The sequence below is a fragment of the Proteus terrae subsp. cibarius genome, assembly GCF_011045835.1.
Classification (GTDB): Bacteria; Pseudomonadota; Gammaproteobacteria; order Enterobacterales; family Enterobacteriaceae; genus Proteus; species Proteus cibarius.
The window spans coordinates 2,380,854-2,396,269 of the sequence record NZ_CP047349.1; the positions used below are offsets into that span (position 1 = coordinate 2,380,854).

Consider the following 15,416-nt stretch of genomic DNA (forward strand, 5'->3'; position numbering starts at 1 on the left):
TAAGATATTCATTGGAAAAATAGTAAATAGATAGGCTTATGATAAAGTCACCTCCATTTAAAAAATCATTTTTACAGCCTAAATATTGGCTAACTTGGTTCGGGATTGGATTACTCTATATTCTGGTTCTCCTTCCTTATCCTGTCATTTATTGGCTAGGGACACGCCTAGGCCGTTTTTCAAAAGTTTTTTTAAAAAAACGCGTCCAAATAGCGGAACGTAATCTTGAGCTCTGTTTTCCACAGATGCCCAAAAGTCAGCGAGAAGCCTTAGTTAATAAAAATTTTGAATCTGTTGGTATGGGATTATTCGAAACTGGCATGGCGTGGTTTTGGCCTGAATGGCGAGTCAAACGTTGGTTTAAAGTCAGTGGACTTGAAAATGTCTCAATGATTCAAGAAAAAGGACAAGGCATTTTGCTCATTGGCATCCATTTTCTAACACTTGAACTGGGTGCTCGAATTTTTGGTATCTATACCCCTGGAGTTGGTGTTTATCGCCCTAACGATAATCCCGTTATGGACTGGCTACAAACATGGGGTCGATTACGTTCTAATAAATTTATGATCGACAGAAAAGATGTCAAAGGCATGATCCGCAGTTTAAAAGCAGGTGAAATTGTTTGGTATGCACCAGACCATGATTATGGTCCACGTAAAAGCGTTTTTGTACCTTTGTTCGCTGTTGATAAAGCGGCAACAACAACGGGGACTTATATTCTGGCAAGAACCAGCAAACCCGCATTAATTCCATTTACGCCCAAACGCTTACCTGAAGGTAAAGGTTATGAGTTAATTATCTCACCACCTGTTGCTGATTTTCCTGTTGATAATGAGGAAAATGCCGCTAAAGCAATGAATAAAGTGGTTGAACAAGAGATTTTACGCGCGCCAGACCAATATATGTGGTTGCATCGTCGCTTTAAAACTCGCCCAGAAGGTGACGCTTCTTTATATAACGAAATAAAGAAAGTACACTAATCGCAAAGTGGCTGTTTTATTCCAAAGCAGCCACTTTGTAATATCACGATATACTGCAATAACGATAATAAAATCAATAACAGCACAAGCTGTAAACTCCTGCAAAACACATTATAAGAGCAAGACCTATCGCACTTATTCTGTATCATGGCTATATTCTTATTCATCATAAAATAAGAAAACCGACTCGTTGTTGCCACGCTCAACATCGCTACGGTTATTTTCAGCCTATTTTCTTGGTTTACTCTCTCGTTCTCGGCTAAAGGAGTAACATGGATCTCAAGCCCCGAAATAATTCTTGGAAACGTAATCTCTATATTGTCTGGTTTGGCTGTTTTCTAACTGGCGCCGGTTTTAGTCTGATCATGCCTTTTCTCCCTCTCTATGTAGAGGAACTGGGTATAACCGATCACGAAGAGCTTAATCTTTGGACAGGCGTTGCATTTAGTATTACCTTCCTTTTTTCTGCTATCGCTGCGCCTTTTTGGGGAAAATTATCAGATAGAAAAGGTCGAAAATTAATGCTATTGCGTTCAGCCCTTGGTATGGCGATTGTGATGGTATTAATTGGATTTGCACAAAATATATGGCAATTATTAATACTGAGAGCCTTGCTCGGTATATTAGGTGGCTTTGTTCCGAATGCAAATGCGTTAATTGCCACTCAAGTACCCGTTAAAAAAAGCGGCTGGGCATTAGGTACACTTTCAACAGGTGCTGTAAGTGGTGCATTAATAGGCCCTTTAATTGGTGGTATGCTTGCTGATCTCTATGGTTTACGCCCCGTCTTCTTTATTACTTCAGCCGTTTTATTTATTTGCTTTTTAGTCACCCTCTTTTTCGTCAGTGAGAACTTCACGCCTGTTTCTAAAAAAGACGCACTAACCACAAAACAAGTATTTTCATCCCTTAAAAACAAAAGGCTCGTTGTGTGTCTGTTTTTCACCACAATGATAATTCAAGTAGCAACGGGGTCAGTTACACCTATTTTGACGCTTTATATCCGTGAATTAACGGGTTCAGTCAACAATCTTGCCTTTATCAGTGGTGTTATAGCCTCTGTACCCGGTATTGCAGCACTTATTAGTGCCCCTCGTTTTGGTAAATTAGGTGACCGAATTGGTCCGGATAAAGTGCTTATCTTTACCCTAGGGCTCTCTATTTTTATGTTAATTCCAATGGCGCTGGTCAGTAATTATTGGGAGCTAGGTGCGCTACGTTTTTTACTTGGCGCAGTCAACGCTGCTATGTTACCTGCGGTACAAACACTTATCCTCTACAACATCACCCCTGCTATTGCTGGTCGAATTTTCAGCTATAACCAAGCACTAAGAGATGTTGGAAATGTTACAGGGCCGTTAATGGGGGCTTTTGTTGCTGCAAGCTATGGATTTAGAGCTGTTTTTTATTTCACCGCAGCCGTTGTCTTTTTTAATTTAATTTACTCTTGGTTAAGCTTTAGAAGGCCACAAGAAAAGTAGTCAAAAAATCCACAAATAAGATCAGTTAATAGTTTTTTTTCTTCAAAAAATTATACTTTTACATTTAAAGGCTCAATTGTTACTTCTTTTATTCTATTTTTTGTAATTTATTGTTTATTAAGAATATTCTCACCCCCTATTTGTTAAGACCTCTAAAATTTTCTTGTCCTCTTTTTTCAAAAAATTGCAAGGTTAACTATTGCAAAATGAGATTTTTATCGACTTTTGCACCAAAAAATGGTTTATAAAGTATTAAATATACTTTTAGTCGCTGAATTCTGACAAAAGTATGTTAAAAATATATTAATTAAATGTGGTGGATACTGATAACAGAATGAAATAATTCTGTTTCTCCACTTACTGCTATTTTGTTCTTTTTACTTGCAAACGACCTGTAGAGGTTTTTTTTGGGAATTTAAGATGCAATCTACTCACTCAAAATCTAGCCGAACTTTCTTTGGCCACCCATATCCATTAAGCTCCCTTTTCTTCACCGAAATGTGGGAACGCTTTTCTTTCTATGGTATTCGCCCATTATTAATCCTATTTATGGCGGCAACCGTTTATGAGGGTGGCATGGAAATCCCCAGAGAGCAGGCATCTGCTATTGTGGGTATTTTCGCAGGCGGTGTTTATTTAACATCACTGCCAGGAGGTTGGCTCGCTGATAACTGGTTAGGTCAACGCCTAGCTGTATGGTATGGCTCTATCTTTATCGCTTTAGGGCACCTATCCATCGCACTTTCCGCATTTTGGTCACAAGACCTGTTCTTTATCGGTTTATTACTGATTGTATTGGGTACGGGGCTATTTAAAACCTGCGTAACTGTGATGGTAGGAACCTTATATAAAAGGGATGATACTCGCCGTGATGGTGGATTCTCCTTATTTTATATGGGTATCAATATGGGCTCATTTATTGCACCACTCATCACAGGTTTCTTAGTGCGTGATTATGGCTGGCATTGGGGCTTTGGTATTGGTGGGATTGGTATGCTTGTTGCGTTACTGATTTTCCGCTTTTACGCAGTACCTACTATGCGTCGCTTTGATAGCGAAGTCGGTTTAGATTCAAGTTGGGATCGCCCAACCGTTGTTCGTCGTAATGTCGGTCAATGGATTTTAGCGTTATCTGTTGTTCTTATGGCAATTGTTGGCCTTATTATTTCTGGCGTTATTCCTTTTAACCCAGTTGTTGTGGCTAACTTTATGGTCTATGTGATTTCCGGTAGTGTTATCGCCTATTTTATCTATTTATTCCTATTTGCTGGATTAAGTAGTAGTGATCGCTCTCGCTTATTTGTTTGTTTCCTCTTATTGGTATCAGCAGCCCTTTTCTGGTCTGCATTCGAACAAAAACCGACATCATTTAACTTATTTGCTAACGACTATACTGACTTAAACTTTATGGGATTTGAGATCCCTGCGGTTTGGTTCCAGTCTGTTAACGCTCTGTTTATTATTATTCTTGCACCAGTATTTAGCTGGTTATGGCCAATGATGGCACGTAAGAATATGAATTTAAGCAGTATGAGTAAGTTTGTAATTGGTATCTTATTTGCAGCAGGTGGCTTTACCGTCATGATGTTTGCATCTGAAAGCGTTATTGCAACAGGACAAGGTGTTTCACCACTTTGGTTAATTGGCAGTATCTTATTGCTGACATTAGGCGAATTATGCTTAAGCCCAATTGGACTTGCCACAATGACTATTTTAGCGCCAGCTAAAATGCGTGGGCAGGTTATGGGATTATGGTTCTGTGCAAGCGCATTAGGAAATTTAGCAGCTGGTTTAATGGGTGGAAATATTCGTCCAGATAAACTCGATGTCATGCCTGATTTCTTCTCTCATGTTTCTATCGCTCTGGTTATTTGTGCCGTTGTTCTTGCTGCACTGATTATTCCGGTTCGTAAGCTTTTACAAAGCGCAGATAGTAAAGAGAAAGCACAAGCTTAATCTAATGCGTTAATTATTAAAGCCATGTCTAATTACTTAGGCATGGCTTTTTGCTTTTATATCTTACAACTTAGATGCTGTTTTTAAGTATTGCACCCAATATTTAAAACACTTAATCTCATTACCTTCTATTTATTGATAGTTTATCACTAAGGTAATGGAATGACTGTTCTTCCTATTTATTATGTTAATGCTTTTTCCTCTATGCCTTTTGCAGGAAACCCCGCAGCTGTCGTTTTGTTAGAAGAATGGTTGCCTGATGACACCTTAATTACACTTGCTAGTGAGATTAATTTACCTGAAACCGCGTTTTTAGTTGGTGACCATATTCGTTGGTTTACACCTAAAATTGAAGTTCCTCTTTGTGGACACGCAACATTAGCCACTGCTTTTGTACTAAAAACCATAAAACATTCCCCTCATGATCTCTTTAAATTCCAGTCTCTTTCAGGTGAACTCATAGTTTCTTGCCAAAACTCTCTTTTTACACTGAATTTCCCAGCTATACCTGCAACATTAAATAACGATATAAAATCAGCCCTTGAAGAAAAATTAGCATTACAAATCGATGAAGTTTGGCAAGCGCATGATCGTTATGTTTGCTTTTTATCTGATCCAGAAACAGTCACTAACTACCAACCTGACTTCATTCAAATCACACAGTTACCTTTGCCTGGCGTTATTATCACAGCTAAAGGTCATGCTCCTTTTGATTTTATTTCTCGCTTCTTCGCACCCGTAAAAGGCGTGAATGAAGATCCTGTTACGGGTACATCACATTGCATATTAGCGCCAATTTGGGCTAATAAACTCAATAAAACACAGTTACAAGCAAGACAAGTTTCAAAACGAGGTGGAAATATTAACTGTGTGTTAAGAGATAATCGCGTTTTACTGACAGGTGATGCTGCACTCTTTTTAACTGGCGAAATAACCTTTTAGTTACAGACGGCATAATCAATCATTCATCTACTTTGCTTTCAATTTACTCTATTTTATACTGTGGGGAATATCTCCCTACAGTATAAAAGAAAAAGGCTTTATTGTTATGTCCATCTCTGACTTATCCCCTGAACTACAAGATAAAATTAAAAATTCAGTCACTCGTGTTTCTAAAGTCATATTCCCTACCACCACCAATCACCACTCAACACTCTTTGGTGGCACAGCACTAGCTTGGATGGACGAAGTTTCATTTATCACCGCTACCCGCTTTAGCCGTAAACGTCTAGTGACGGTTTCTACTGAAAAAATAAATTTTAATCACCCTATTCCATCGGGTACGATTATTGAATTAGTCGGTGAAGTTATTCGTGTTGGACGCACAAGTTTAACGGTAAATGTTTCTATTTTTCTTGAAGATATGTACGCAGAAGGCCGTGAAGAAGTGATCCATGGTCAATTTAATTTTGTTGCGGTTGATCATGACGGAAAACCAACGCCATTATTCGATAAATAGTATCTATAGAGAGATTTGTCATACTTTTTATCTCTATTAATTAAAAATGACATTATTTTATTATGTTCTTTATTATTTTGAATAATAATAAAGTATTAAGATCATTAATTTAATGGATGCTTTTCAAGCAATATAAAATATCCAATAAAATCAACAAATAATAAGATTACTAACATGTAAAACAAGAGTTATCCACAGTTAATGTGGATAACTGAATAAATCCAAAAATCAGAGAACACAGATTTTTGTTACTTCAAATTCAATCTGACAAACGGTCAATTTCCTTCCTGCTGTTGCACTTTCAGCAATAACAATATCCGTTGATTGTGAATACTGTCGCCCTACTTCAAGCGCTAATTCAATGGTAGGTTCAATCAGTAATATCGCCCCAATCTTTTCAAGATCAACAGGAAATTCTGCCAGTGATCTAAATTGCACCACTTGTTTTATCTTATTGTTAGCAATTTCTTGTGCTTTTTCCGTTGCAACTTGATTAACTCTTGCTTGTTTTTCAAAAGCACCACCACCTGAATGAAGATAAATCATATTTTACTCACATAGAAAACAAAGGCTGTTACCTTTATTATTCAAATCAAAGGCATAAAAGCCAGCAGAATGATAAAAAAGTAACAACCTTATCTCTACTTTTTATCTTACTCAGCACAATACAAAAATGCTTTACCAGCCATAAGAAACGCCCCCGCCTACAACACCGCGATCTTCTGTATTCCATGAAGCTGAAACACGAATAATGGCGCTTTCTGTTATTTGATACTGAGCACCCGTTGCAAATGCATTAGCATCGCGATAATTACCCACTCCAACACCTAAACTAAACGTGTGATTGGTTACGTAAGGAATATTAGCCATCGCCGCGACAGAAGCAATCCCGGCACTTGCTCTTTTATCTGCTTTATCGATTTTATTATCCATATTCTTAAGTGCAATATCATTATCAATAAAGATATTCTTAAATTTATTATTGGTATATTCATTTGCAATAGAGATAGAGTCATGTTTTGATTTTTCAATATATTCCTTCAGCGATTCATCTCTTTCATTAATTATCGTATTGGTCACATTTATATACTCATTTCCTTTTTGAGTAACATAGCTTTGATGTTCTTTGGTTAATTTCTCATTATTTTTTCCAATAAGTCCTTCTATACCCGATGCTATTTTACTAATCTCAATATCGGTATAACTATTGGCATTTTTTTCTGATGCGTTAACCTTTCGCTCTGTTGAAAAGGTAACTTCATCCTTAATATTGTTAACGTGTTCAACTATTTTCTTATCGTGTTCGTTGACTTTAAAGTCAGTGTATTCTTTAATATTTTTTTCAGACTCATTGATCCTATTATTTGTGCTCTTCTCTATTACTTTCTTCATATTATTTATTTTATTATCAGTATAACTTTCCGCACCTTTTTTTATTTCATCTGCTTTTTTATTTGTATAATTTTCAGTATCTACTTTTAGATCAGATAATTTTTCTTCATTATAAAGATACATTTCACTTTTAACTTCATTGATATAATTAACAGTATTAGTCTGATACTCATTGATTTTACTATCAGTATATTGATTTGAGTTTTTTTCTGCATTTTCTGCGAATGTTTTTGCTTTAAGCTCGCTCTCTTTTAAGACTGCTTCATTTGCCTTTATGATATCTCCTTGTATTATCTTATTATTTTCATTTATTTGTTTTGTTGTTGCTTCAACAATCGTATTTTTCTCTTGCTCAATTTTATTATAAATAGTGGTATTATTATCATTAATGCGCTTATCAGCCTCAATAAGAATATTATCTTTTTCTTTTTTTAATTGAGAAACATTGACGGCATCTGTATTTTCCGTACCTGCTGCAACATTAATAATTTGCCTCTGGTTTTTATCACTACCGATTGATAATGTATTATTACGATTATTACTGCTATTATCACCTAATATAATCGCATTACTTGCTGATCCTGAAGACTTACTACCAATAATCACTGAATTCTCTGCGTTATCAGAAAGGCGACTACTACTACCTAAAATAACACCATTCTCAGCATTATTTATTACTCCTTTCCCTATACTAATTGAGTCTTTATTTTCACTATAAGCCTGAGAACCTATAGAAAGAGAACCCTCACCAATTGCCATTGCACCACTTCCCAATGACATCGCATTATCACCAATTGCCGTACTTCTATGTCCTATTGCAGTTGCATTTTCACCTTCAGCACCTGCATTAGCACCGATTGCCGTTGATTGATCAGAATGCGCCCACGTATTATATCCAACAGCCGTAGATTCATTACCGTCTGCTTTACTATTTCCACCCAATAAGGTTGTATTATTTGCATAAGATAAAGGTGATGATAATAATGAAATCACTAACAGCTTTACCTGAAAATATTTATTTTTAATCATACCCACATCACTCCATAATTAATAAAGTCACATATAGAATAATATGTATTTTATTTTTTACACATTAGATATCTTATAAAATAAACTAATGATAAATTGAAACTCTATTAATTAAAAATAATAACAATGTCATATAATTAACTTTATTATAAATAAACATTGTGATTTGATTTATATTTAAATGATAATCAACAACTAAAGAAAATAGATAAAAAATAAAAATCAAAAATAAATTTTAAAAAATAAAATCATTAACCATCTATAAAAATAAAATATTTTTACTTTTGAGATAATGATCAAATAAAAGGAAATGCTACTCTATAAATATAAATACTATTTTTAAAATATATTAAAAGAAACACTAAGTAAAACCCCTAGGCTTATTACCGCTTAGGGGGGTTAGTATTATTCAATAAACTGTGCTTCTGCAATTAATAATTTATCAATTGATGATTGGCATAAAAGAGGTCTGAGCGCTTCAAATTTCTTTTCTGACCATTGGTAAATCTTTAAAGATAATAGTTGCTCAATAACTTTAGGCTCAAATCGATATTTAAGATGTTGTGCGGGTGTTCCTCCTACAATGCTATAAGGTTCAACATTTTTGGAAACAACGCTATTAGCCGCAACAATAGCACCTTCACCAATTGTCACACCTGGCATTATCATTGCACGCATTCCTATCCATGCGCCATCATGAATATAGGTATCACCTTTGCCAATATAGGCTTCCTCAATCTTATCCATAAAAGGATAAAGAGAAAACCAATCCATTCGGTGAGTATGATTGCCACCCATTAATATCACCGCTTGCGCACCAATACAGACATAATCGCCAATATATAATTTATCAATTTCCCACAATGGTTCCCATTGCAGGCTAATCTCGTCACCATATAGATAACGTACAACTGAAGTTTCAAAACCATCATCCCAACAATCACTGTAATAACTGTGTTGTCCTTTGATGATAATGTTTTTATTTTTAACTGTTTCGTGCAGATATTCTACACGCGACCAATGTTTATTTTTCATAATATGACTCGCTATAAATTAATGAGTCATCAAAGAATGCTTAATTCTCTGATGATGTGTTCGCATTCAAAACACATCGTCTTAAGCAATCCTTGGTTGAAGTAATAAGGGATTTTTTTTCATCTTGCTTTACGGCCAACTTTTCCAACGCAATGCGCTTATACTTGCAGTTTATCTGCACCATAATAAAGATTATCAAAGAAAAAGCTACGGATAACCTTAATAACGATTGGTTATTTCCCGTAGCTTGATAATATTATTTAAAAAAGTCTTTGCTACCATGAGGCGCACAACGTAAATATTGAGGTGCTACTTTTATGGTTTGTTTGAGTTTTTCTGCTGCATGCCAAGGCCAACGAGGATCATAAAGAATACCTCTGCCTAAAGCGATAAAATCAGCTTGCTCTGTAAGTAAAATAGCTTCTGCTTGTTCTGGCTCAGTAATAAGGCCAACTGTAATAACAGGCAGTTGTGTTTCATTATAAATTGCTTGAGCAAATGGTACTTGGTAATTAGGGCCTAGCTTAATTTCTTGCTTTTCTGATAATCCACCAGAAGAAACATGAATATAATGACAACCTAACTCTTCAAGATGCTGAGTTAAAGCAATCGTACTTTCTAAGTCCCAACCAGCTTCAACCCAATCTGTTGCGGAAATCCTGACGCCAACACAAACATTATCAGAAACTGCATTTTTCACTGCAACAAAGACATCCACTAATAACCGACTACGATTATTAAAATCACCACCGTATTGATCCGTTCTGTGATTAGATAGTGGAGATAGGAATTCGTGCAATAAATATCCGTGAGCACCGTGGATCTCAATAACGTCAAATCCTGCTGATTCAGCCCTTTTAGCAGCATCAACAAAAGCTTGTTTTATTTCGTCAATTTCATCGACAGCCAACGCATGAGGTTGATGATTCTTTCCAAAAGGGATTTCTGAAGGTGCAACTTTTTGCCATCCATTAGGAGAATCTGGCGCTAATGATGCTCCGCCATTCCAAGGTAAATCAGTCGATGCTTTACGTCCGGCATGTGCAATCTGTATACCGACTTTTGCAGATGAATACAGTTTAATATTATCAACTAGCTTTTTTAGTTCATTACCATGTTGGTCAGACCAAATACCTAAATCTTTATAGCTAATACGACCTCTAGGCTCAACCGCTGTTGCTTCAACAATCACTAACGAAGCACCAGATAGTGCTAGTTGCCCGTAATGCATAGTGTGCCATGCGGTTGGGTAACCTTCTTGTGCTGAATATTGGCACATAGGTGCAACAATAATACGGTTATCTAACTGATGGGGGCCTAATTTTTTAGGGGAGAACAACAAACTCATTTAAAGCCTCCTGCTATCAATAAGAATTTATGCAAAGAAAATGTCTTCGCTTTTAGATATACCATTTAAATATACAGGTTTAAGGCTATCGGATCTTATTCATTTAGGCGATGTTTTACTTCACATTGTGAAAAACAAAGAAATCCGCAATTGATGCGGATCTCTTTGTTGATTAATCATTAGATTTGGCAGGTTTCACCAATAATAGTGAAAAGCGTCTTGCGATTGGTAAGACAAATAAAACCGTTGGAAAAGCAATCATCCAAGAGATCCCCCAAGAAGTTAACCATGGGGAGATTACATACATTCCCATTCCTAACGATTTGACGGTACTAATAAACGAAACAATACCTGACATAATAAAAGAAAGGAAAAAGGGAACAAGAAAAATCATTGCTCGAGTAGGAAGTTTAGGAATACCTAAAAAGTAATTTTTGTCCTGAAAAGACATAGATAAAGACTCCAATAATACGATTGTACAACAGCACATAACTGCCAATACAACAGGCTAAAAATGTTATATGCGTTGATTAACGTAAACGCTTACGAGTCTTTGTTGACTAAACTGGGTGCTAGTTTATTAATAAATATTTCTTTGTCAACTAAATTATTCTCATTATCATTTAGATGGTCATTGATAAAATTAAAGCTCATCTAGATGAGAAAACACAAAATAGTTTTCTCATCTTATTTCTACCAATCTCGTGTTGCAATTAATTCTTCTATATCAGCATCTTCAAAGCCATATTCATCAGCAATGACGCCAAAATCTTCAGCAATACACTCTCTTGCTACTGTTTCGATCTCGCTATTTTCCTCATAAAACTCTTCAGCTAACTCATTAAATTGGTCTGTTGTTTCTTGCGTAAGAATATAAAGCTCTGCCAAATTTTTAGGTGAAGTTGCTTCTATTTTTAAACAAAGTGCTTTTAATAACTCTTGTCCTTTCTTCACAAGATGTGTTGGATAATAATTATCATTGTCCATTTCTTTTAAAAAATAATGCTCTGCTAGTACTTTATTTTTAATCATTACAAACATCCTTATCTAAGTATTTATCTTAAGGTCATTAAAGTATACTTATTATCTCAATTACGGAAAAGTATATTACGTTTCTTAATTAAATGTCTCGCTTTTATTTATCCGAATTTATAGAATTCTGTCCAGCAAACGGAAAATAGGCAATTAATTAAAATGGCTAAAAAAATACGATTTATATTTCTTTTTTTGACTATTGCACTGCTCTCTTTTTTGACTATTAATAAATTTTTTAAAAGCTCACCATTGGCGACCTGGCACTTCTATGGCAATAATGGTGAATATATTACAGGTCATTACTACCCACCAGCAGAAGATGATGTAACAGATGCGGTGATTTCCATTCCAGAAAAACCAGCTAAAGAAGGTTTAACAATAACACATTGGAATACTTGCAGTATTGAACTGAATATTGATAATAAAACGCTTTATATTTCTTATTTTACTAATGGCCTTATTCAAGCTTCTTTATCAACAAAAAATACATCTTACGTTGTATTAACTGAGCTGTATTTTTATCATCCTGATGATATGCATTGGTCGATAAATCGATTAGAAGATGGAACATACAAAGGTTGGATTTGGGATAATGTTGCAAACCAGCTTATTCCTGTTCGTTATCAGGAAGATAAAACAACAATTATTGACGGTACAAAATATACTTTGATGCCAGAAAGTTATTGGCTATTTCAACGTTGGGCTAATGGCGTTTTAGTGGAAGAGTACACATTAGATGATTTACCAGCAAAAGATGGCTTTATTCCTGATATAGATAAACAACGACTAGCTCAAGCAAAAGCAGAGCTTCAAACTACCACAAATGAATTGGTGAAACCGTTAAATTTACCATTTAACTTAATGTTGTGGGATAACTCACTTTGCAAGTGATATGTGAAATGCTCCCAGAGGGTTGGGAGCATTTCTGACACAGAATGATTTAATTTATACTAAATAACACCATCTAATTTCATATAAATTCCTTTTATTGAAAATTTAATTCCTTTCCAGTAGTTAAGTTTTACTGCAAGAGTATAGATGAATAGAGTAAATAATTTAAATCTGATAAAAATGTTGCACAACAGGGGTATATTAAAATAGTTATTTATTTTCAATAAAAGAATAAGGCATCAATTTAATAGCTATATTATTCAATAAAATCAATATTCTATATTTATATTATTTTAAACATAAAAACTTATTTATTAAACATTAATTTTTAATAGACTTCATTTTTAAATCTAAAAAATCTCAAATAAAGTATTTAAGTTATCTTAGCATAATAATGTGAGATATTTATTATTCACATTAGGTTAATTACGCTAATTCTATCTAAAAAAAATCTTTAAAATTAACATTAAATGCCTTAACACGATAAAAATGAAATAAATAGTATATTTATCTCAATCTACTCCTAAAAACTCTAGTCATTTATTTTTAGTAAAACATATTAAATAAAAATTTATCTTACATTAAGAGTTCATTAATCAAACCTTGCTTTACATTTTATTATATTGCTCAATTTTTATTTGGCTCTTATACTTTCTTAAGACGATTTTAGGTAGGTATTATTATGAATATTTTATTAGTTGAAGACGACTTACAACTTGGTAAAGCGCTTTGTCGCGGGCTTGAAATTGCAGGTTTTCAACCATGTTGGGTCAGATTACTTGCAGATGCTCGTGTTCAATTAAGCCAGCGCCCTTTTGATTTAATGTTATTAGATTTAGGTCTACCTGATGGTGATGGGCAAGACGAACTGATTGCACTTAGAAAAAGTGGTGAGAAAATTCCAATTATCATTTTAACTGCTCGCACTCAAATTGATAATTTAGTACAAACATTAGATTCAGGTGCAGATGACTTTTTACCAAAGCCTTTTGCTATGCCTGAACTTATTTCTCGCGTAAAAGCGGTTAGTCGTAGAATGGCTGGTTTTTCTTCACAAATATGGTCCATTGGTGATTTACAACTTAATCCAGCAAACCATCAAGTCACTTTAAATAACGAACTGCTTTTGTTATCAGGTAAAGAATACCAGCTATTATATGAATTAATGCGTAATTCTGACAATGTGGTACGTAAATCAGAGTTAGAACAGCGCTTATTTGGTTTAGACGATAAAATCGAAAGTAATTCCCTTGAAGTGCATATGCATAATTTACGAAGAAAAATAGGCAAAGAGCGCATTATCACGGTTCGTGGCGTAGGTTATTTATTAAAAAAAGAAGCTAATTAAATGAAGATCCGCTCCTTCTTTATTTACACCATTGTCCTTCAGATTATCTCCATAGTTATGCTTTGGGGCGTTTGGTTAGCTTGGATACAATTTGATTATCTTGCTGAGTTCGAAAAAGTTTATAATCAACAACAAGAAATTATTGCTGAGGGTTTTGCTAATACCTTAGAAATTGTTGCTGATCAGCCTGAAGTCCTTAAAGAAGTCGCTCATAACTTACAAGGTATGTATATCGACGCCATGCTCAATGGTGAGGATGATGAATTACAATATCTGCCGTGGATTATTGCCTTAGATGCAAATAATACCCTGATTTATACTAACCGCCCTGAGCTACCAATCCCTACAAGAGTTCTTTCATTAGCATCAGAAAGAGTATCTGTGGCGGGTGAAAAGTGGATCCTCTCTTTTAGTTGGGGTGATAAACGCAAAATAAAAGTCTTTATTGGTGAGTCGGTTGAAGATAGAGGCCATGTTATTGGTAACCCTGTTGAAGGCACCTTTGTTCCTTTCCTATTTATTCTTGCGACTGTTATTTTTGCAATCTTAATTACCGCTTATTTTAGTTTACGGCCTCTAAGACAAGCTGCAGAGCTTATCTCTAATCGTAAACCTCGTAATTTAACGCCGATAAATGTAGGCCAGCAATTTAAAGAAATACGCCCTATCTTTAAAGAATTAAACCAATTAATGGCTAGAATTGACGCGGCCAATATTCGTGAAAAACAATTTATGGCAGATGCTGCCCATGAATTGAGAACACCAATAGCCGCTGTTATTGCTCAATTACACCTGCTCTCTTTAGTCGATGATCAAAAAGAGCGTGAAGAAATTATTGATGATATGAAACAATCTCTTGATAGAGCGGCGGCTCTTTCTCATCAATTAATTGATTTGGCGCGATTAGAATCTGACGATTTTCCATTAAAAATAGAATCTCTTGATATCTATAACGTCATTGGAAATGCAATAGCACAACGTGTTCCTTATGCAATTACTAAAAATATTGAGCTATCACTCAATGAAGGCCACGCTTTAACGATTAAAACTGATAAACAGGCTTTGCTCTCCATATTTAATAATCTGCTTGATAATGCCATCAAATATTGCCCCAAAGGTAGCCAAGTTGAGGTAACTATTGAGAATCGATATGCGGAAGGGATCCATGTTATCGTGCGTGATGATGGCCCTGGTGTCGCAAAAGAACATATCAATGTTCTATTTTCACGTTTTTACCGCGTTCCTGGCTCCAACGAAACAGGGAGTGGATTAGGTCTATCTATTGCACAAAATCTCGCTAATAAAATTCAAGCATCGTTACTTGTGACTGAAGGGCTAAATAATAAAGGTATTGGTTTTATTATTGTTCTGCCTTTAGAGGCTAAATCATCAGACAGCGATTAATAGATAGATAACCGATATTCCATAATAAAGGAGGATATTGTACCTCCTTTTTATTTGA

Annotated in this window: 14 protein-coding genes; 8 read left to right on the plus strand and 6 right to left on the minus strand. The window is 35.1% G+C overall.

Going from position 1 to position 15,416, the window contains the following annotated elements; all coding sequences use genetic code 11:
- Positions 1-38 precede the first annotated feature (38 nt).
- From GTH25_RS11130 to GTH25_RS11150, 5 genes are all read left to right on the plus strand, one after another.
- Positions 39-980: a Kdo(2)-lipid IV(A) acyltransferase gene (locus tag GTH25_RS11130; RefSeq protein WP_099660628.1), complete on the plus strand. Its 942-nt coding sequence runs from the start codon at positions 39-41 to the stop codon at positions 978-980.
- A gap of 272 nt (positions 981-1,252) precedes the next feature.
- Positions 1,253-2,461, plus strand: coding sequence for a multidrug efflux MFS transporter MdtG (gene mdtG, locus GTH25_RS11135; RefSeq protein ID WP_099660629.1), 1,209 nt, complete (start codon positions 1,253-1,255; stop codon positions 2,459-2,461).
- A gap of 420 nt (positions 2,462-2,881) precedes the next feature.
- Positions 2,882-4,417, plus strand: coding sequence for a peptide MFS transporter (locus tag GTH25_RS11140; protein ID WP_075673839.1), 1,536 nt, complete (start codon positions 2,882-2,884; stop codon positions 4,415-4,417).
- Between the two features lie 162 nt (positions 4,418-4,579).
- Entirely contained in the window at positions 4,580-5,359 is a 780-nt protein-coding gene (locus GTH25_RS11145; protein WP_164530563.1) for a PhzF family phenazine biosynthesis protein, read from the plus strand.
- A 106-nt stretch (positions 5,360-5,465) separates the two neighbouring features.
- Positions 5,466-5,876: an acyl-CoA thioesterase gene (locus GTH25_RS11150; RefSeq protein ID WP_023581781.1), complete on the plus strand. Its 411-nt coding sequence runs from the start codon at positions 5,466-5,468 to the stop codon at positions 5,874-5,876.
- Between the two features lie 228 nt (positions 5,877-6,104).
- Here GTH25_RS11150 and GTH25_RS11155 read toward each other — a convergent pair whose 3' ends face one another.
- From GTH25_RS11155 to GTH25_RS11180, 6 genes are all read right to left on the minus strand, one after another.
- A complete protein-coding gene (locus tag GTH25_RS11155) occupies positions 6,105-6,422 on the minus strand; it encodes a hypothetical protein (RefSeq protein ID WP_164530564.1) in 318 nt (105 codons plus the stop codon).
- A 132-nt stretch (positions 6,423-6,554) separates the two neighbouring features.
- The gene (locus tag GTH25_RS11160) at positions 6,555-8,297 is read right to left on the minus strand and encodes a YadA-like family protein (RefSeq protein WP_159241959.1); all 1,743 of its coding nucleotides are present in this window, start codon (positions 8,295-8,297) and stop codon (positions 6,555-6,557) included.
- Positions 8,298-8,702: 405 nt separating this feature from the next.
- A complete protein-coding gene (locus GTH25_RS11165) occupies positions 8,703-9,332 on the minus strand; it encodes a CatB-related O-acetyltransferase (RefSeq protein ID WP_099660631.1) in 630 nt (209 codons plus the stop codon).
- A 256-nt stretch (positions 9,333-9,588) separates the two neighbouring features.
- On the minus strand, positions 9,589-10,680 hold the full coding sequence (locus tag GTH25_RS11170; protein WP_075674362.1) for an NADH:flavin oxidoreductase/NADH oxidase: 1,092 nt from the start codon (positions 10,678-10,680) through the stop codon (positions 9,589-9,591).
- A gap of 172 nt (positions 10,681-10,852) precedes the next feature.
- Positions 10,853-11,131: a DUF2798 domain-containing protein gene (locus tag GTH25_RS11175; RefSeq protein ID WP_075674363.1), complete on the minus strand. Its 279-nt coding sequence runs from the start codon at positions 11,129-11,131 to the stop codon at positions 10,853-10,855.
- 242 nt (positions 11,132-11,373) lie between these two features.
- Positions 11,374-11,712: a DUF5713 family protein gene (locus GTH25_RS11180; protein WP_109420335.1), complete on the minus strand. Its 339-nt coding sequence runs from the start codon at positions 11,710-11,712 to the stop codon at positions 11,374-11,376.
- 252 nt (positions 11,713-11,964) lie between these two features.
- On the opposite strand from GTH25_RS11180, the gene GTH25_RS11185 reads away from it, so the two are divergent.
- The 3 genes from GTH25_RS11185 (at position 11,965) to GTH25_RS11195 (ending at position 15,358) form a co-directional block, all read left to right on the plus strand.
- On the plus strand, positions 11,965-12,606 hold the full coding sequence (locus tag GTH25_RS11185; protein ID WP_159241958.1) for a hypothetical protein: 642 nt from the start codon (positions 11,965-11,967) through the stop codon (positions 12,604-12,606).
- 682 nt (positions 12,607-13,288) lie between these two features.
- Positions 13,289-13,954 (plus strand): response regulator, encoded by a 666-nt coding sequence (locus GTH25_RS11190; RefSeq protein WP_075674178.1) that lies wholly within the window; start codon positions 13,289-13,291, stop codon positions 13,952-13,954.
- Positions 13,955-15,358 (plus strand): ATP-binding protein, encoded by a 1,404-nt coding sequence (locus tag GTH25_RS11195; protein ID WP_159241957.1) that lies wholly within the window; start codon positions 13,955-13,957, stop codon positions 15,356-15,358. It begins immediately after the preceding gene.
- The last annotated feature ends 58 nt before the right edge of the window (positions 15,359-15,416 follow it).

Excerpts from the sequence above, each read along its gene's own strand:
- GTH25_RS11130 (WP_099660628.1), top strand. The coding sequence starts at position 39 with ATGATAAAGTCACCTCCATTTAAAAAATCATTTTTACAGCCTAAATAT.
- mdtG (WP_099660629.1), top strand. The coding sequence starts at position 1,253 with ATGGATCTCAAGCCCCGAAATAATTCTTGGAAACGTAATCTCTATATT.
- GTH25_RS11140 (WP_075673839.1), top strand. The coding sequence starts at position 2,882 with ATGCAATCTACTCACTCAAAATCTAGCCGAACTTTCTTTGGCCACCCA.
- GTH25_RS11145 (WP_164530563.1), top strand. The coding sequence starts at position 4,580 with ATGACTGTTCTTCCTATTTATTATGTTAATGCTTTTTCCTCTATGCCT.
- GTH25_RS11150 (WP_023581781.1), top strand. The coding sequence starts at position 5,466 with ATGTCCATCTCTGACTTATCCCCTGAACTACAAGATAAAATTAAAAAT.
- GTH25_RS11155 (WP_164530564.1), bottom strand. The coding sequence starts at position 6,422 with ATGATTTATCTTCATTCAGGTGGTGGTGCTTTTGAAAAACAAGCAAGA.
- GTH25_RS11160 (WP_159241959.1), bottom strand. The coding sequence starts at position 8,297 with ATGATTAAAAATAAATATTTTCAGGTAAAGCTGTTAGTGATTTCATTA.
- GTH25_RS11165 (WP_099660631.1), bottom strand. The coding sequence starts at position 9,332 with ATGAAAAATAAACATTGGTCGCGTGTAGAATATCTGCACGAAACAGTT.
- GTH25_RS11170 (WP_075674362.1), bottom strand. The coding sequence starts at position 10,680 with ATGAGTTTGTTGTTCTCCCCTAAAAAATTAGGCCCCCATCAGTTAGAT.
- GTH25_RS11175 (WP_075674363.1), bottom strand. The coding sequence starts at position 11,131 with ATGTCTTTTCAGGACAAAAATTACTTTTTAGGTATTCCTAAACTTCCT.
- GTH25_RS11180 (WP_109420335.1), bottom strand. The coding sequence starts at position 11,712 with ATGATTAAAAATAAAGTACTAGCAGAGCATTATTTTTTAAAAGAAATG.
- GTH25_RS11190 (WP_075674178.1), top strand. The coding sequence starts at position 13,289 with ATGAATATTTTATTAGTTGAAGACGACTTACAACTTGGTAAAGCGCTT.
- GTH25_RS11195 (WP_159241957.1), top strand. The coding sequence starts at position 13,955 with ATGAAGATCCGCTCCTTCTTTATTTACACCATTGTCCTTCAGATTATC.